This is a genomic window from Kistimonas ophiarachnellae, from assembly GCF_057552235.1.
The window spans coordinates 167,135-186,085 of sequence record NZ_BAAJPA010000009.1 but is presented as its reverse complement, the minus strand read 5'-3'; the positions used below and the strand labels follow the sequence as shown (position 1 = coordinate 186,085).

Genomic DNA, 18,951 nt, shown 5'->3' with positions numbered 1-18,951 from the left:
AAAAAAGGCTGCGTTAAAGCAGCCTTTTTTGTGGTTTATTTCCCGGGAATCGGTGGCATCGGGAAAGGCGCAATATTCTGCCCCTTGGCATCCATAATCTTGCCTTTACCCTCTTTTTCCACCTGGTCTATGCGAATGATCGAGTGCATGGGAATAAAACTGCTTTTCACCCCTTCGAAGGCGGCTTTCAGTTTTTCCTCGGAGGGATCGACCACCATCTGGGTGCGTTCACCGAAGATAAAACCTTCCACCTCAATGAAGCCATACATGTCACTCTGGAAAACCTGCTTGGCGTACACCTCGTAGATTTCACCCTGGTTATGGAAAACAACTCTGTATATCTGCCTGGCTGCCATAGTTATGCTGTTCGGTAAATAATTACACAGTGAAACAAAGGGTAAGCAGGATACCACAAGTTTATGATTGCTCTAACGACAACTTACTCACCAGGCAATGATAACCATGCATTTACAATCGGTTTCAATACATTGCGTGTGTCGTGATTTAAAAGTGCTTTGAAAACAGAGAACTTTCACCTTTTCTCTTTGTCTTAAGTTGAACATTTCCTCTCAACACACTTAAAAACTCATTAGGAGCAGTAATGGCAAGTGCTATACCGTTAGTATGTATTCAGGAAGCCAAAAGCGTTCCTTACAAACCGAAAGAGCAGAAGCGATCACAATTTTATTGTTACATTGTGAAAAAAGCATCGTCTATAAAAACGCGGGTAAAAAGCATTCAACATTTTTCCAGACCATCTACAGAAACACATTCCCCTTTCATAGATCTTCCTGACGAACTCATAATAAAAATAATGTCATACCTTTCAGACAGAGAAATACATATATTAATGCCGCTTCATTCAAAATTAAGGCGAATCGCGCTAGAACACTATAATAAACCTTGCACCAACCTATTGGTTCAGCGGTACTTTGGAGAAAACCACCAAGAACAATCCGGTTTCAAAACCGCCGCTTTTCTAGACTACTTCAATATAAAACGCACTCAATGTATTTTAAAACAACAAAATGTACCGAAAGGGTTAATAAATGAAGCTCACAACTGTTCTTTATTAATGGCTGCCATTCTTAGAAAACAATCCAATCTTGGATTTATTAAAAGACGCCGCATCCACTTAATAAATACCCCTACCTATACGACAACGATCAAGGAGATAGACCCACATAAAAAACTTCTGGCAACGGCCCATACCAATGGTGAAACACGAATATGGTGTCTAGAATCAGAACAGGCTGAACTAATAAAAACCTGTCACTCGAACAATTCTGAAGAACCGATTACTTTCATTGCAAATCCGACACCCAATTCTCTCTATACGGGTTCATGTACACTCATTGAACGCTTCGACAGGATACCCCGTCACAATCAGCCATCACAGGCATTCAGTGAACACAGAGACAATCAGGACATTACAACAATCCAACTCATCACTGATTCGCCGCTCATTTTTGTATCTGGGTACAAAAATGGTTCAGCAATCATCTGGAAGCTGTTGCAACCTGATACCACAAAGTTTCAAATAATGGATAGATTCTCCTTTTGTGAAACGGAAATTCACCGTTTTTCAGTATTAAACGCAGAACATATCACGACATTTCCTTGCGCACGTGAAACCGCAAGAACAGACGCACACAAAACAGCGTTTTTATGGCGGTTAGACCAAAATCATCAAGTCGAGTTACTCGCAACATTACGTTTCAGCCGCAATGTAAAAAGTTTTACCCGGCTGGATCATGGAAGGCTCGTTGCATCAACAGACAACTGCAGTCACATCACTATTCTGAACAGTGATTTCCTGCAACACCGGCTACAGACTGCCGACTGGTTTCAGGTAGATGCCGGTCAGTTCGAAAGCGAAATTTATAAAAGCGATACACGAGCCACAGCATTGCTGGATGGTCGACTAGCCACAATAGGTACTAACGACATCTACATTTGGGAACCCAGCAACCATGGCGCCGATATACAACCATCCCTGTCAATCCCCTTTCCTCCAAATTGTAATAGCTCCTCTCCCAGAAGAAATTTTGCACTTTTTACGATAAAAAATGGTCAATTTCTTGTTGTAGCATTAGAAGAAACGATTGAAATATGGGACCTGATACCGGGAACCCAGGCAGAGGCAACGCAGTAATACCAATCGCTTGTTCTAACTACGTTATAACTGCCTGCAATCTGGACGATTGGCTATAAAGGCGACAGGTTTGCTTTGTTGGCGCAGGTCGGTTCGCTTGCGAGCCGACGTTCTACCGGCAGACGACGTCGGCTTCCTTCGGAAACCGACCTACCCAGGAAACCTGCAAATTTTAGCAAGCAATACAAAACAGGCGGCCGAGCATTAAACAGTGGTTAGAAAAAACAATTGGTATAAACTTTTCGCCACAAAAAAGCCTCATCAACGTTACGACATTTTACTGAGCCAATAATTAATGTCAGTTCTTAACGTCGGCTAACACTTCAAGAACTGACATCACTGACAGCTTCAAAGCTGGCGCCAGCTGATCCGATACAACAACGTGTAGACAACAGGTAACACAATCAATGTCAGCAGTGTCGCAAAGCCGAGGCCGAAGATAATCGTCACCGCCATTGATTTGAAAAACGCATCAAAAAGTAGTGGCAGCATGCCCAGCATGGTGGTCAGCGCCGCCATGCACACCGGCCGAACACGGCTGACCGCCGAGTGGAACACCGCTTCATACGCTTCCTTGCCCTGGGAGAGTTCCAGGTTGATCTGATCGACCAGCACTATGCCGTTTTTAATCAGCATCCCCGACAGGCTCAGCAAGCCCAGCAGTGCCATGAAGCTGAAGGGTGCATTCAGCAACAACAAGCCTGACACCACGCCAATCAGGGCCAGCGGCACCGTCACCCAGATCGCGATGGGTTGCCGGACAGAATTGAACAGGAAGACCGTGATCAGGAACATGGTCAGATAACCCAGCGGGAGTGAACCAAACACGGCGGTCTGGGCGTCGCCGGCGCTTTCATGTTCACCGCCCCACTCCAGGCTGTAACCCGGCGGCAGGGGAATGGCCTCAATCTCTCCCTTCACCCGACGGAATACCGAATCTGCGGTTTCACCGCTGGACTCGGCCGGTTCCGCCAATACCGCCAGCATCCGCTTGCGGTCACGGCGGACAATCAGCGGGTTATCCCATTCGCTGTCGAACCGGGAAACTACCTGGGTGATAGGCACAAAGGTTGAGTATTCTTTACTCCAGACCTGCAGACCCGTCAGGCTGTCGGCGTCCAGCCGTTCCTGTTCCGGCGCACGGGCCATGATAGGCATGAGGTGACTGCCTTCCCGGTAAACACCCACCTGTTTACCGCTGAAATTCACCAGCAATGCATCGTCAAGCGCCTGCTTGGAAATACCACTGCGCCGAGCCTGCGCATCATCCACCACCGGGCGGACAATCAGCGACTGGTTACGCCAGGTATGCCGAATCGCATCGGCCGCCGGTTCATTGTTGAGAATCTCGACGGCCTGACTCCCCAGGTAACGCAACACGGCCGGGTCTTCACCATAGAATCGCGCTTCAATTTTGGCGGCTGGCGCCGGCCCGTTTTCCAACCGCATCACCCGGTATTCGGCCTGGGAGAAGTCTTCCGCCAACAGGGACTCTACCCGGGGAAACAGCTCATCAATAGTGTCCAGATCACGGGCGGTGATAATCACCTGGCCATAGCTGGCATACATCTGTTCCGGTGAATAGGGCAGCACGAAACGCTGGGCGCCACGGCCCATCACGGTTGTTACCGCCGTGACACCCTCCAGCCCCAGCACTTCGTCTTCAAGACGCGACATCTCCGCTTCCGTGGCCCGGATATCGCTGCCTTCCGGCATCCAGAAATCAATAAAGAACATCGGCGTGTTAGAGGGCGGGAAAAACACATTTTTTACCAATCCCATTCCGGCAACCGCAGCTACCAGCGCCATACCCGTCAGCGCGAGGGTAATGGGACGATGCCGCATGGCGAGGCTGAGCAACTGTCGATACAGGGTAAACACCGCACCTTTATAAAGATCTTCCGGATCATCAGAGCCTGCGTCGTGCTCGTTATCCTTGAACAGCAGGTTGCAGAAAAAGGGGGTCAGCGTAATCGCAGTAATCCAGCTGATGAACAGGGAGATCAATAACACCTGGAACAGTGATTTGCAGAATTCGCCGGTACTGTCCTGAGAGAGACCGATCGGCGCGAAAGCGATGATCGCAATCACCGTGGCGCCAAGCAGTGGCCACTGTGTCTGAGTGACCACCCGCTTTGCCGCTTCCAACCGACTGAGACCTCGCTTGATACCAACCAGTATGCCTTCGGTCACCACGATGGCGTTATCTACCAGCATTCCCAGCGCAATAATCAGGGCACCCAGTGAAATCATCTGCAGATTAATCGACAGGATCTTCATAACGATGAAGGTACCCAGGATTGTCAGGAGCAGGACAGCCCCCATCAGCAAGCCTGAGCGCAATCCCATAAACAGCAGAAGAACAATGATCACAATGGCAATGGATTCCGCCAGGTTGATCAGGAAGCCATTCACCGATTTCGAAACGACTTCCGGCTGGTTATAAACTGTCGTGATGTCCATGCCGATGGGACGCTGACTTTCCAGCGCCAGCAGTTTCGCATCGATTGCTTCGCCGACTTTCACGACATTGACGCCACTGGTAAAGGAGATTCCCAGTGAAATCGCGTCATCACCGTTGTTGTGATACACAACCGACGGCGTTTCTGTATACGCCTTGCTGACGGTGGCGATATCGCCCAGGTAAACCAGTTTTTCACTTCCCGGCGGGCTGATAATCAGGCGCTCCATCTCCGCGACATTACGGAATTCACCGGTGGGATGAATGCGCACTGACGCACCGTCCACAAACATGCGCCCGGCGTTGGAGACCACATTCTGGTTCTGGATCAGACCGAAAATATATTCAGGACTCAGGTTAAGGGCAGCCAGTCGTGCCTGGGAGATTTCAACAACCACCTGTTCAGGACGGGTACCATCCAGCACGACTTTCTTTACGCCAGGAATCAGAACCAACTCACGGCGCAGGTAATCGGCATAATTCTCCAGTTCGCGGTAGCTGAAATCCTCACCGGTGATATTCAGAAGAATCCCGAAGACATCCCCGTAATCATCTTCCACCTGAGAAGGCTGCACACCCGGTGGCAAACTGGACTGGGCATCATTCACCTTGCGGCGCAGTTCATCCCAGATCTGGGGCAAGTCATGTTTGTCATATTGATCCCGGATTTCCACGGAGATCTGCGACATGCCGGCACTGTTCACCGATTCCACAAACTTCACCGCCGCCAATTGCTGGATGGCATCTTCCAACGGCAAAGTCACTTCTTCTTCCACCTGCTCCGGCGAAGCCCCCGGGTACGGGGTGATCACCATGGCGGACTTGATCGTGAACTCGGGAAATTCGAGCTGGCCCAGGCCAAGAAACGACAGGGCGCCCCCCACCAGCAACAGGGCGACAAACATCCAGCTGATCACTGAGTGCCGGATACTGTACTCCGCAGTATTCATTACAGTCCCCGCTCCCAGCGCAGTGGTTTGACCTTCAGGCCTTCCGTTAACTGGCGGGCGCCCGCCACCACCACCCGGTCACCGGTTTGGAGGCCGGACAGCACCTGAATGCCGGCTTCCGTAATGCGGCCCACCGTGACTTCTACCGCATTCACCTGTCCGGTATCTGCGTTATAGCGCCAGACCAGTGTGCGACCATCGGTGTCACTGTTCACCACGGCCTGAGAGGGAATCAATACATAGGGGATCTGAGAACGCTGGCGGACGATACGGGCAAGATCGATCGTCACGGTCGTGGTCATGCCGGGCAGCAGGGTCAGGTCATCCGGCACCGGCATGGTGAACACCACATCATAGGTCTGGGTACCCGGCGTTACCTTGGTCGCATGCTCCTTATACTGAACAGGGAACTGACGATCCGGCGCGGCAGCAAAACTGGCCTGGGGCATGTAACCGGCTTCCACGGTATTGGCATCCACATTCACCACGATACTCTCCGGCACCTGAATGTGGATATCTACCGCATTGTCACTCTGCAGCAAAAGAATGGTCTGCTTGGCCTGGATGAACTGATGGTTTTCGACTTCCAGACGGGCAACACGACCGGCAAAGGGGGCTTTCAGGACGGTATAGGCCAGCTTGTCACGGGCCAGGTCCAGTGCGGCCTTGCTGGATTTCAGCTGGGCACTGGCCTTGTCGTAATCAGCCTGGGAAATGACTTTTCGCTCAAGCAGGGATTTCTTGCGCTGGAAATCAATCTGCGCCAGCTCATAGCTGGCCTGGCGGTCTGCCACTTCGTTGCGGACATCCCGGTCATCCAGCCGCGCCAGGAGCTGTCCCTTATCGACGTGCTGCCCTTCATTCAGGGGCAGATCAACAAGCTCACCGGGTATGCGAAACGAGATCTCGGCTTCATCACTGGCCGTCACATGACCGGGGAAATGACGCAGTTGCTGGCTGCTGCTACCGGCTACCTCAAAGAGCTTGACCGGACGAATAAGTGCTTCCTGTTGTGCCGGTTCCTTCTGGCAACCTGAGAGCGTAATGGTCAGTCCCAGAAAACCCAGGACCAGTAACGGCTTGCCCCACATGCGACGAGATTCCTGCTGTCAATACGTAGTGTCGCAAGCTTACACGATCAACAGGTTGACGTCAGCGTTGCCCGGCTCACCGGGCCGGGTTTGTCAGTGGATGGCGACACGATAGACAGCAAAGCCGTCATCATTCTCATGCAGGTAGGTCATCGCATGGCGGGCATAGGTTTCAATAAAGCGCGCAGCCTTGGCTGATTGTGAGGTTTCAAAGCGCAGATCCAGCGCTGGATTCGTGATCGGTGCCAACCGCCAGTTATGGTCTGCCGCGGCGCGTACAAAACCCTGTTCACGGGTTTGCCGCTCAATGTAATCCGCCAGAATTTCGCGGTTTTCCTCCGGTGATACGAATACCACGGATTCTGCCCCGGTACCGGCAAACTTGCCGCCGTAGGCACGGTAATTATTGGCCGCCACCAGGAAGTGTTGTTCCGGGTTAACAGGCTGCCCCTGCCAGGCCAGCGCCCTGATACGTTCAGACTCAGGATGAATCAACCGACAGTGATCGTCATAACGGGCGGGCTGCGTAACATCTATCTGATACTCGACGCCTTCAATCACATCAAAGTTGTGGTTGGGAAAGTGGTTGTCGATCAGCATCTGCGGTTCAGGGCTGGACGGATCAACCTGGTTAAACTGCCCGGCCGCGCACTCCAGCCACTCTTTCAGCTCTGCACCGGTGATTTTCAATACCACCAGGGTATTGGGAAACGGATAAAGATCCACGGCATTTCTGAAAGACAGCTTCCCTTTCTCCACTTCCGTGTAGTTGGCCGGATCCCGTTGTCCGCCTGCCTTGAAGGGAGCCGATACCGCCAGTATTGGCAATGCATTCAATGCATCATTATCCCTGACGGCCCGTCGCACGTAATCAATCTGGGCATCATTGACAATCTGGATGCTGGGATCGTCCTGAATCAAGGCCAGATAACTGTAGATTTCCGAGCAGGCTTCTCCGATAGGTCGTCCCACGAACGCCCGGGTGCCTTCGTGATCTTCCGCCAGGGCAGCTACCAGTTCAGCATCCGCCTCGACCAATGGTTTATGGTCCGGTCCTGTCAGTGGGCGCGCTTCAGAATGACTGTCTATGACGCGCCAGCCACTTGCATGCTTCTCCAGCGTCAGGTCAATCACCCCTATATGATTGCCCCAAAAGCCCGGCATCACGGCCGGCACACCGTTAATCGTGCCACGTTCAAGATCCACACCGGCATCGTTCTCAAACACAGGCCCCGGGAACACCTTATGTGCATGCCCCATAACGATGGCATCAATACCCGGCACCTGCGACAGGCCGTTCACCGCCTGCTCTGCCATGGGTTCATAAGGTTCACTGTCAAAGCCGCTATGGCTGAGGGCAATAACGATATCCGCCCCTTCCGCACGCATTTTTGGCACAAGCGTTGCCGCTGTCTCGACAATATCCTGCGCCGTCACGACACCTTCCAGGTGTTCCTTATCCCAGCGCATAATCTGGGGCGGCAGGAAGCCAATAAACCCCACGTTGAGTGGCTGTTCATTACCGGCTGTATCAGTAAAAACGCAGGGTTTGACCAGGTAGGGTTTGAAAACGTGGTCGCCAGTCGAGGCATCAAACACATTGGCGGAAATAACGGGAAACCCGGCGCCTTGAAGCGCCTTCCTGAGATAATCCAGTCCATAGTTGAAATCATGGTTACCTAGATTGGCTACGTCATAGCCCATCCGGTTCATGACCTTGTAGGCAGGATGCACCCAACCTTCTTCCCCGGACCGGCTGACGGCATAGTCACCCATGGGCGATCCCTGGAGCAGGTCACCGTTATCCACCAGCAGACTGTTAGCCACTTCATCACGGGCCTGACGGATCAGCGTTGCGTCGCGAACCAGGCCGTACTGATCCGTCGGACGATCCTTGTAGTAATCGAAATCCATGATGTTGACATGAAGATCGGTCGTTTCCAGCACGCGGAGCTGGAGGGTGGCTGCCTGTGCAGTCATTAAGAGTAATCCTGTTACCAGCAGAATCAGGGTTTTCAGCATAACGCCTGCCCCTATTAAGGTATATGTCGAGAAGACTGCGAGAAACTATAGCAATGACTTGTGGCAACGGGATTTTCCATCAAAAAGAGCGCAGCATGGTCATGCATGAAAGCAAGGAATGAAATAAAACAGCGTTGGCACTGACCCTATCAGTCGCTGGGCCAGCATTTCATAAACTTTGGCGCGCCCGGTACCAGACGATAGTACAGTGGCGTCAGCCCCACAGTACAAAAGCGGATGCTGCCAGCCATGGGCCTTCCAAAGAGGGACACCACTCACGATCATGGCATCGGTGTGAGAAGACGCGGTGCAAAAGATGAAAGACCTGCCCCTTCTGGCCTCCTGGCAAGCTTTTACTGCCACTGGGGACGCTAACCGCTGTTTTACGGATATATTTCAGGATTTGGGCTGACATGGATAACAACATCAAACTTCTTGAGTTTGAAGTCTGAATCATCCCTCTCAATGGAAGTCACTTCCTGTCCGTCATAACAAACGGTGATCCTGTCAATACACATACCCAGTTCACGCGCCACGTGTGCAGTGCTTTTGCCGTTAACAGTATTTTTCAGGAAGTCTTCTGTAAATTCTTTGGTCGTATAATTTTCTTTGTGTTTTATTAGAATTCTTTGGGTTTCTTCATTATCTATCCTTTCTTGAACGATCGTTTTTGGTAGCACTAAATCTTCTTTGTTTATCGCGAATCTTTGCTCATACTGGAATAAAACAACTCTGCTCATATGCAATTCTTTTTTATCAACGCTTTCGTGCTTTTTGTTGTTTTGTAATCTCCATTCATCCGGTGAATAAGCGTTATCGAATTCGTAGGCAAATACATCTTTACTAATTTCATCTCCTCTTGTTGAGCAAATATTTTTCATAGCCAGAATTGATGGAAATTCCGTGTTTGTCAGCGTACTTATCTTTGAAACTTCTGCTTCTGTAATAAACTTCGCCAACCTTTTTTTGATTTGCTGGTGCGTTGGGGCGCTTGATGCAGATGCAGATGCTGCCGTTTCTACAGATCTGTTTATTTTGGTATACGCATCTCTAATGGTCACGCCTGGATTGATTTTGATGTCCGGTATTATTTCCTGTAATTGTGCCAACAGGCTTTTTTTTCCGTGAGCGTAAGGCTCTGCCAGCATGATAATTCGACCGTTCATACAAGTGACTTCGTTAACGAATTCGTTACCCTCGGTCTCATTTAGATAGTCTTTTATAGTGTTAAGAATAATTGTTTTCGACGTTATATTCATTAAGCGTTCCTATATTTTATATCAGGCAAAACCGCCATTTTTTCAGTCAGGCTTCAGTAGCAGCCTATTCTCACCCAAACACACTGGTAGTAATGTCCGATTTTCAACGGTATTTGTTTGATCAGCGTTTGCTGAAATAGTTCAATTTTTCTGTCGTCCTCGCTGCGGGCTCTATGCCGGGACAGCCTTCAGGCCCTGCAGAATCAGGTCTTCTCACTGAACGGCAATGAGGCACCACGACAGCAGTCTAGAATGCGTCGAGAAATAACCAGGTTGAATCTGATAACTCTTCATCATAGGCTTTTCCCAGTCCGCATTTTTTTGAGTAATAGGGGTCATTTGGGTAGAAGGTCTTGTAATACCTTACAGCATGCTCTTTTGCCAGGTGATCAGGAACCCCCCACAAGCTTCGCGGCCCGGTAATTTCTCTGCACAGCCTGATTGAAAGAGACTTTTTAATCGACAAATACGTTGTTTAATTTAAATCCGTCTGCAAACACGAAATAAAAGCCATCAGGAAAGACGATTGATTCAGCCGGATATTCATGACTTTTCCTGCCATGAACTAGCCGGGTGATTGGAGGATTAACCGCAGACATGGCTGATGGGAAAAACGGGTCAGGCACTTTCAGAAAAGGTGTGAGAATGTAAAAGGGTGAAATCTAAAACCTTTTTTCAGGAAAGCGGGGACAGCAAGAACTGCCCCCGGCCCCATTACTGCTGCAGTATCAGAGAGATATTATCCGCATAACCATCACTGCTACCCCAGCTGTCATCAAACCGGACGGTCACATCAATGGTCTGCGTCGCCGCGGGTACCTGGCCTGAGGCTTCACGATAGACAAACCCTGTCGCACTGCCGCGATCGCCTTCTGTCACCGGCCCGATCGTCACACTGCGCTGACCGAAATACCAGTCACTCAAACCCGACCAGGTACTGCTGGTGATTGGCTTGGGATAGCCGGCATCCACTTTATTGAGAGCATGGTCAAAACGGACATACTCGCCTTCCTTGAACAGGTAGGATTTGAACAGGTCTTTCCTGAAGGCGGCATCAATATGGCTCGGCCATACGTGCATTCCCGGCCAGGTGGTATCCGATATCAACAACGGATAACCCACATCCACCTTGCCACTGCCCAGGTTGTAGCGGATATATTCCTCCCCTTTGAAGAAATAGGCGTTGCCATTGCTCCAGTTGATCGCTGAATCGATATCCCGGGCGCCGCCCTTGAACTTCGCCAGTTCCGGCCAGTGATCAGCGATCTTCATGGGATAACCGTCATCGGCACGATCCGCCTTGATGTCATAGCGGATATATTCGTCATCCTTGAAGAAATAGGCTTTGCCGTTGCCCCAGTTGATCACGGCATCAATATCACTGGCGCCGCCGGTAAAGCGATCCAGCCCCGGCCAACCACCGGCGATAGACACCGGATAACCGCCATCGACGCGATCCTTGCCCAGGTCATAACGGTAATACTGGCTGCCGCGGAAGAAATAGACCTTGCCATTGTCCCACCGGGTAGCCGCCATACCGGCATCATCATTGAAACGAACGGTCACTGAGGCTTTGTCATCATCCTGTTCATAACCGCCCAACCAGGCCGAGAGGTTATAGGTGGCTGGCTGAGACAAATCGAGATGCGATACATCGATACGCTGCATCATCGCTGACTTCTGCCTGGTGCCACCGGCAAAGAAGACCTTGCCGCCATCCGGTACGCTACCCGCGCCGGGAAATCCACCGGGAGCGCCATATTGAATCGGCACCGCACCGCCACCTTCCAGCCAGCCGGAGGTCGAGCCTTCATAGCCATATTTCGTGTAACCACGATCATGCTCGGCATTGCCATTGACGATCAACTCTGCACCAATCGTTGCTGGCTGAGCGACCTGTGCACGCAGAACCGAATGGCCATCCAGTCCCTGGTTCTGCCAGGACAGCCCCAGGTGATCAAGGATGGAAGGCACTACATCGACCGGCGCCGCATCGGTACGGATACCCGCGGTCAGGTGTGAAACCGCATCGCCACTGGCAATAAACCAGCTGTTCCGATGTTCCGGACGATTCTGACCATGCTGACCATTAGCGGTACCACCATGATCCGGCACAGCAATCACCAGCCAGTCTTCATTCGCATAATTCGGGCGGGATTCCATGGCATTGAGAATCTCACCCAGTTGCCGGTCTGCCTTTTCAATGGCACTGCGGTATTCCGGGACATCAATACTGAAACCATGTTCATGCCCCTTCGCATCAACCATGGAGAAATACTGAAACAGAACATCCACATCCGTATTGTTCAGTAGCTCGATGGTCTTGGGGACAGTGGTGTTGTCTTCATACTTCCCGTAATACCAGTAGTGATCTTCATCAGCACCGGTTGGCATCCTCAGATGGATACCATCCCAGGATGTCACCCGCGCAGTATGGAGAGCGGGATTCTGCTGTTCAACCAGGCTGAACAGGTCTGGAATATTGCCCAGCCTCGACCCCGTGAACGTGTTGTTGGTAATGCCATGGCGATCCCGCCAGACACCGTAGAGAACCGTCGCCCAGCAAGGCGCACTCCAGGTCGTGTCTTCCGCCTGCATCGGGCTGAAGAATCCCTGGCTGATCAGCCGGTCCAGGTTGGGTGTATTGGCTTGCTGCAGGGAATCAGGGCGTAACCCGTCAATACCGATCAGCAAAACCTTTTTCTTTTTCTGAACCGTAATGCCGCTGTTGGCTTCAGCGTCACTGGCAACCCCTGCCAGAGGCACGGCTACCGTGCTGGCCGCGAGAAGTGAGGAAAGCGTCAGCGCAGGCAGTGACTGCCTGAACCGGTGATTGATCATGTCCATTGTGGCTCCCTGACTGTTGTTGTTTTTATCCGGCACTGAAGTCCGGGCGAGACCTCAGTGTGAGAGCAGGCTGTGACAGTGCCATGAAGTGAATGTGAATGTCCAGAACCGTACCGTTATCCTGTGAAACAGCGCATCAGAAGCACCTGCTACAACTACTGATTCTTTCCAAAGACGACATGGTAGACACTGCATCGGTATCACCCTGAACCACCATCAAAACAGCTTAAAACGCATTGACGCATTCAGGGATGCCCTGTTTCCAAACGCACAGGCCTCTATTACGACACCGGCCTGTTCGACAACGGCTCAAATCTAAACGATGAAACAATCCACTTTGGCTGGCCCATTACTGGCAGCATCCGCTTTTGTACTGTGGGGGCTGACGCCACTTTACTATCGCCTGGTGCCGGGCGCCGATGTCTATGAAATGCTGGCCCAGCGACTGATATGGTCCGTACCAACGCTGTTACTGGTGATGTTGGTCATCGGGCGACATATTGACTGGCGAACGGTGTTGGCGGATCGGCGCTCGCTGTTGCTCTGCCTGCTGGCAGGCCTGTTCATGTGCCTGTCCTGGTACTGTTTTATCTATGCCATGACCCATGGCCAGGTACTTGCCGCCAGCCTGGGATTTTTTATCAATCCGCTGTGCTCTATCGCGCTGGGTGTCCTGTTTTTAAATGAACGGCTGAACCGTGCCCAGGCAGCGGCTGTTGTATTAGGTATCCTTGGCGTTGGCTGGCAGGTCTGGCATTACGGCGAGCTGCCCTGGCTGGCGCTGGGCATGGGCGTGGCGTTTGGCTTCTACGGCATGATCAAGAAATACATCGCCTTCGATTCACTGACGTCACTGCTGATGGAAGCTCTCCTGCTGACACCCTTTGCCCTTGGCTACCTGTTCTGGCGGCTTTACGACGGAAGCAGTGTGTTCTTTGACGCCAGCAGCAATGTTCAGCTGCTGTATATTCTCTCGGCGCCGGTTACCCTGCTTCCTGTGGGGCTGTTCACACTGGCCGTGCGTCGTACATCACTGACGGTTGTGGGGCTGATTCAATACATTGAGCCCAGCCTGCAGTTCTTCCTGGCCATCGCACTGTTCGGTGAAGTATTCGACAGCGTCAAAGCCGTCAGCTTTGGGTTTATCTGGGCCGGTCTGCTGCTCTGCTGTTTGCAGAGCGCCTATGACCATTACCGTCCGAGAAGCGCCTACTGACAATCAGCCGGGTACCCACATCATTCCGGGTACCCTGTAATCTCCCGGATCTTGCGATACAACGGCTGCATCTGCTTATACATTTTCAGGTACACCTCGTTGTAAAGGCGGTCATATAACAGGGTATTGGCAGGATCCGGCTGGAACACACGACAAGGTCTGGTCATATGCGTGATCGCCGTGCGGTAGTCCTTATAGAGCCCAAGCCCTACAGCTGTATTGATGGCAGCCCCCAGGCCGGATGTTTCATAGGTATGCGGACGTTCCACTGGCAGCCCGAAAATATCGGCTGTCAGCTGCATGGCGCCATCACTTTGCGATCCCCCACCGGAAACCACCAGCCGGCCAATGGAGTGACCACTGCGTTTTTCCAGGATATCCCGCCCTTCACGAAGCGCGTAGGCCAGCCCTTCGACAATCGCCCGATACACGTGGGCACGGGTATGGACATCACCAAAACCGATGATGCTGCCCTTGGCCTCCAGATTCTTAAGACCAGGAGACCAGTAAGGTTGCAGCATTAAGCCCATCGCCCCCGGTGGCGCCTCATCAAGCAACCCTTCAAACAACTCTTCCGGCACAACACCACGTTGTTCAGCCTGCTCCAGTTCCGGATGACCGAACTGCTGCTTGAACCAGCTCACCATCCAGTAGCCACGGTAAACCATGAACTCGGCGTTATAGGCATCAGGAATAGCAGCAGCAAACGGGGGAATCAGGAACTGTGGTTCAACGTATTTGTAGTTGACCGTATTGATGGTGGCCGTCGTGCCATAACTGAGACAGCCTGTACCGGCATCCGCGCAACCGGAGCCAATCACTTCACAGGCTTTGTCTGCCGCCGCCGCAATGACGGGCAGACCTTCAGGAATACCGGTGAACTCAGAGGCGGCTTTCGTCACATGCCCGAGTAACTCCCCGGGTTTGACCAGCTCCGGCAGCTGTGCCCGGCGAATACCCGTGCAGCGCCACTTCCAGTCAAACGATTTGGCCCACTGCTGGCGTTTGTAATCAAACGGGATATACCCCACCTGGCATCCGGTGGAATCCTTGAATTCACCGGTCAGTTTCCAGGTATGCCAGCCAGACAGCAGCAGAAATTTATGGGTATTGTCCCAGAGCTCTGGCTGATTCTGCGCCAGCCAGCGGGCCTGGCATTTACTGCGAAAATAATCCAGCGTTTCCCTGAGTCCTGTCGCTGCTGCTATCAGATCCCAGCCGCCACCAATGGCATCGTCGGTATTCGCACGTCTCTGGTCCAGCCACAGGATAGCTGGCCGCAAGGCTTTTCCCTGCTTATCGACACAAACGACAGTGCCCCGCTGTGTGGTCACCGACACACCACTGACGGCACTGGCAGGAATCTCAGTATCCCGCCAGAGTTCCCGACAGGCTCGCCCCACCGCCTGCCAGTAATAATCCGGCTCCTGTTCCGCCCATCCCGGGTTCGGTGAAAAATACGGGTCAAGCTCTACCCGCGACTTGCCAACCAGCTCTCCCTGCAGGTCAAACAACAAGGCCCGTACACTCTGGGTACCGTTATCGATAGCCAGCAAGTACTTTTCCTGCGACATCCGGTTACTCCTGCGGCAGGCCTGCAACCGCGGCCTGCTCCGTTATTCTTTTTTCGTGCGTCCTTCTGAAAGGCAGCACGTCATCACGAGGCGATCGAGTACGCCTTGCGCCAAAGCGCCTGGTAGCGCCCCACCTCCTGGAGCCAGCGATCAGCATCCCAACCCGCTTCCTCCTGCATGATGGCGCGGATACGTCGCAATTCGCCCTGACCACCGTTTTCCAGCAGGTTGCCTATCCGGGTACGGCGTAACAACAGGTCATCGAGATGAACCACCTGTTCATGGCGGGCAGCCCAGCGTAACTCTCCCCACAGACAGTCCGTACTGCCGACCGCTGTCCACTCATCCCCGGGTATGGTTTTCACAACCTGTCCGGTCGCAAATCCAAAACGCCCCTCGAGACGACGGAGAGCATTTTCTATACCCGACCGCTGACGAGGTAAGGTCTGTGCCGTATCGGGGGCTGAAAAAATAGGCGCTTTCTGGCTGAAACCATCGGCTCCGGGGATATAACGTCGAACACTGGCCATGACCTCAAGCGCAATCAGGCGGAATGTGGTCAGCTTGCCCCCGCAGACAGTAATCAGCCCCTGGTCATCCCAGATCGCATGTTCACGCTTTTCCTTCGAAGGATCCACATCTTTGCCGCTGCTGATCACCGGACGAACACCGGTCCAACTGGAAATGACATCCTCCCGGGTCATCACTGCGCCGGGAAACTGGTGATTGGTCGCCTCCAGCAGATAATTGACTTCCTCTTCACTGATGACCGGCTCATCATTCAGTGATTCCCGGTAATCCAGGTCCGTGGTGCCAATCACCGTGTGACCTTCCCAGGGAAAAATAAACACCGGTCGTTTATCCACAGGATGCATAAAGCAACACACCTGGGCCACAGGCAGACGCCAGGAGGGGACGACCAGGTGGCTACCCCGCAATGGCCGCACAACCGCAGCCTGCCCGACTTCCTTGCGCAGTGTATCCGTCCAGACCCCGGTGGCATTAACCACTGCACGCGCTTTGAGCGTCAGCGCCTCACCGGTCAGTTCGTCCACCGCATTGACGCCGGAAACCCGGTCGCCCTCTTTGATCAATGACGCAACACGACAGTAGTTCAGCGCTTCCGCACCGGCACTGTGAAGGGCTTCATACAATACACGCAGTACCAGTCGGGCATCGTCGACTATCGCATCGTGAAAGCAGGTTCCCCCTTTAAGCCCGTCTTCCCGAATGCCCGGCGTGACTTGAGAACTCAATTTATCAGCCGTATAAAAACGGTGGCTGCGTTTTCCGGCCAGTGCGCCATAGACATTCATCACGGCAGAAAAAGCCAGCGGCCCGGGAAAACCGCCTTTGTAGTGCGTCATGGTGAATTCACTTCGTTCCACCAGCCCCGGTGCTTCTTTCAACAACCGTTCGCGCTCACGGACCGAATCATGTGTCAGTTTGAGTTGCCCCTGGGCAATGTAGCGCAAACCGCCATGCACCATCTTGGAAGAACGACTGGACGTGCCCCAGGCGAAATCCTTCTGTTCCAGTAGCAGACAGCGTAAGCCACAACGGGACGCTTCGCGCAGAATGCCGGCGCCGGTGATACCCCCACCGACAACGATCAAATCCCATTCATCCACTGTCCGCAATTCGGCCAGTATATCGTCCCGTGTTCCCCCCAACGGTCCCCGGATCGCTTCACTCATGTGGCCTGCCTCTTGTGTCAGACTGCTTGGTTATCAGGTCATCAGGAATAACCGGTCAGGCTTCCAGCAACGCGCCCGGATTCAGCCGGCCTTCCGGATCAAAGCGTTGGCACAGGGAGCTGATCGCCGCCATTCCCAGTTCGCCTTTTTCGGCAGAGAGATAAGGTGCATGATCTCGTCCCACGCCGTGCTGATGGCTGATGGTTCCCCCATTGGCCACCACCGCCCGGGACGCTGCACTTTTCAGTTTCCGCCAGTTAGCCAGCGTTTCCTCGTAGGTTTCACCGCAGCGGAACAGATAGGTGGTGTAAATGCTGGAACCCTGTGCATAAAAATGCGACAGATGGGTGAAGACATGCACCTGCTCATCCTGATCTGCCAGCGCACCGCGCAGGGCATCCTCAATGGCATTGAGGGTGTTGTCTACACGACTCCAGTCCACAGAGGTTTCCAGGGTGTCGACCGCATAACCTTCCTGCCACAGGTTTTCACGCAGATAGGGGAATCGGAAACGCCCCTTTTCCCAGATACGGCCAATGCGATCACCAATGGTCATGCCGACGCCGTTATAATGACGAACCAGTCGACGAATCTGGCGATGTGCAGCACGGTATTGAGCACGGGTGCCGGTAATGCCAAATGTCAGCATGCATTTGCCTTCATCAACATTCCGGAAGCGCAGGTATTTTTCGAGCATGGCAATGAGATCTTCATGGCCAGCCAGCTTCAACTGTGTAAAGGTTTCTATGGCATTGGATAAGCGGAGCATCGAAAGCGGAATCCGGGACTGCACTGCCGTCTTTGTGCAGTTGAACCCATCCCGCCAGTTCGGGAAATAAACGACAAAAAACTTTTCTTTCTCAGGCGCCGGGCTTACCCGCACTTTCACCTCGGAAAGCACACCCATGCGCCCTTCCGAGCCCAGCACCATTTCCCGGATATCAGGGCCGGCAGAAGACGCCGGCATCGTAGGGATTTCCAGCGTGCCATCAAAGGTTTCCAGACGACCGCCGGCAAACAACTGCTCAATACGTCCATAGCGCAGTGACTGTTGTCCACTGGACCGACTGGCGACCCAGCCACCGATGGTGGATAACTCAAAGGATTGCGGGAAATGCCCCAGGGTATAACCACTGCGGGCCAGCTGCGCCTCCACCATGGGGCCGGGCGTACCGGGCCCGAACGTGGCAATCTGGCTTTCTGTATCCAGGCTGATGAGCCGGTTCATGTGCTCAAGGCTTAATGTCAACACCGGCTTATTCAGCGACGGGGGATTGATATGTCCGGCCACACTGGTGCCGCCACCATAAGGAATGATGACAAAATCTTTCTCCCTGGCCAGATCCATCAGGGTGCGAATGTGTTCAGGCGTTTCCGGATAAGCGACACCATCGGGGAAACAGTCAAACACCCCGCTTTTCATGGCCACCCAGTCCGGTAATGACTGCCCCCGGGCATGGCGGACACGATGCTCAACATCCTTACAGATCAGCTCATGGTCCGGCAGGCGCGATGCAGGTACCTTGTCACAAACCTCATCCAGGCTCGCCTGCGGCAAAACCCGCCCTTCGCCCAGTTTCTCGCTGACAAACTCGCGGGCGCCCTCTGTGATGGTGGGTTTTTCGGTGGTGTCTGTACCCCAGCTGTTCCAGTAACGCATGGTATTATTCTTCCCCTGG

At 52.8% G+C, this 18,951-nt stretch carries 11 protein-coding genes; 2 read left to right on the top strand and 9 right to left on the bottom strand.

The window, feature by feature from the left end; genetic code table 11:
- Window positions 1-35 precede the first annotated feature (35 nt).
- Window positions 36-356 carry a DUF1820 family protein gene (locus AC27K1_RS13210; protein WP_487151158.1) on the bottom strand — a complete coding sequence of 107 codons (321 nt, stop codon included), beginning with the start codon at window positions 354-356 and terminating at the stop codon, window positions 36-38.
- 245 nt (window positions 357-601) lie between these two features.
- Between AC27K1_RS13210 and AC27K1_RS13205 the strand changes: the two genes are divergently transcribed.
- The gene (locus tag AC27K1_RS13205; RefSeq protein ID WP_487151156.1) at window positions 602-2,155 is read left to right on the top strand and encodes an F-box/WD repeat-containing protein; all 1,554 of its coding nucleotides are present in this window, start codon (window positions 602-604) and stop codon (window positions 2,153-2,155) included.
- A gap of 348 nt (window positions 2,156-2,503) precedes the next feature.
- Here the strand turns inward: AC27K1_RS13205 and AC27K1_RS13200 are convergent, their stop codons facing one another.
- The 5 genes from AC27K1_RS13200 to AC27K1_RS13180 all read right to left on the bottom strand — a co-directional run bounded on the left by AC27K1_RS13200 (window position 2,504) and on the right by AC27K1_RS13180 (window position 12,785).
- Window positions 2,504-5,566 (bottom strand): efflux RND transporter permease subunit, encoded by a 3,063-nt coding sequence (locus AC27K1_RS13200; RefSeq protein WP_487151154.1) that lies wholly within the window; start codon window positions 5,564-5,566, stop codon window positions 2,504-2,506.
- On the bottom strand, window positions 5,566-6,657 hold the full coding sequence (locus AC27K1_RS13195; RefSeq protein ID WP_487151152.1) for an efflux RND transporter periplasmic adaptor subunit: 1,092 nt from the start codon (window positions 6,655-6,657) through the stop codon (window positions 5,566-5,568). The genes AC27K1_RS13200 and AC27K1_RS13195 overlap by 1 nt, the downstream gene beginning before the upstream one ends.
- 93 nt (window positions 6,658-6,750) lie before the next feature.
- On the bottom strand, window positions 6,751-8,679 hold the full coding sequence (locus AC27K1_RS13190) for a bifunctional 2',3'-cyclic-nucleotide 2'-phosphodiesterase/3'-nucleotidase (protein ID WP_487151151.1): 1,929 nt from the start codon (window positions 8,677-8,679) through the stop codon (window positions 6,751-6,753).
- A gap of 383 nt (window positions 8,680-9,062) precedes the next feature.
- Window positions 9,063-9,845 carry a hypothetical protein gene (locus AC27K1_RS13185; protein WP_487151149.1) on the bottom strand — a complete coding sequence of 261 codons (783 nt, stop codon included), beginning with the start codon at window positions 9,843-9,845 and terminating at the stop codon, window positions 9,063-9,065.
- Between the two features lie 807 nt (window positions 9,846-10,652).
- Window positions 10,653-12,785 (bottom strand): hemopexin repeat-containing protein, encoded by a 2,133-nt coding sequence (locus AC27K1_RS13180; RefSeq protein WP_487151147.1) that lies wholly within the window; start codon window positions 12,783-12,785, stop codon window positions 10,653-10,655.
- A gap of 322 nt (window positions 12,786-13,107) precedes the next feature.
- Between AC27K1_RS13180 and rarD the strand changes: the two genes are divergently transcribed.
- Window positions 13,108-14,001: an EamA family transporter RarD gene (rarD, locus tag AC27K1_RS13175; protein WP_487151145.1), complete on the top strand. Its 894-nt coding sequence runs from the start codon at window positions 13,108-13,110 to the stop codon at window positions 13,999-14,001.
- Between the two features lie 20 nt (window positions 14,002-14,021).
- On the opposite strand, the gene AC27K1_RS13170 is transcribed toward rarD, so the two are convergent.
- The 3 genes from AC27K1_RS13170 to AC27K1_RS13160 all read right to left on the bottom strand — a co-directional run bounded on the left by AC27K1_RS13170 (window position 14,022) and on the right by AC27K1_RS13160 (window position 18,932).
- Window positions 14,022-15,575 carry an FGGY-family carbohydrate kinase gene (locus AC27K1_RS13170; protein WP_487151143.1) on the bottom strand — a complete coding sequence of 518 codons (1,554 nt, stop codon included), beginning with the start codon at window positions 15,573-15,575 and terminating at the stop codon, window positions 14,022-14,024.
- 83 nt (window positions 15,576-15,658) lie between these two features.
- Window positions 15,659-17,272, bottom strand: a complete 1,614-nt coding sequence (locus AC27K1_RS13165) for a glycerol-3-phosphate dehydrogenase/oxidase (RefSeq protein ID WP_487151142.1) — start codon at window positions 17,270-17,272, stop codon at window positions 15,659-15,661.
- A 55-nt stretch (window positions 17,273-17,327) separates the two neighbouring features.
- Entirely contained in the window at window positions 17,328-18,932 is a 1,605-nt protein-coding gene (locus AC27K1_RS13160; RefSeq protein ID WP_487151141.1) for an FAD-binding oxidoreductase, read from the bottom strand.
- Window positions 18,933-18,951: the final 19 nt, after the last annotated feature.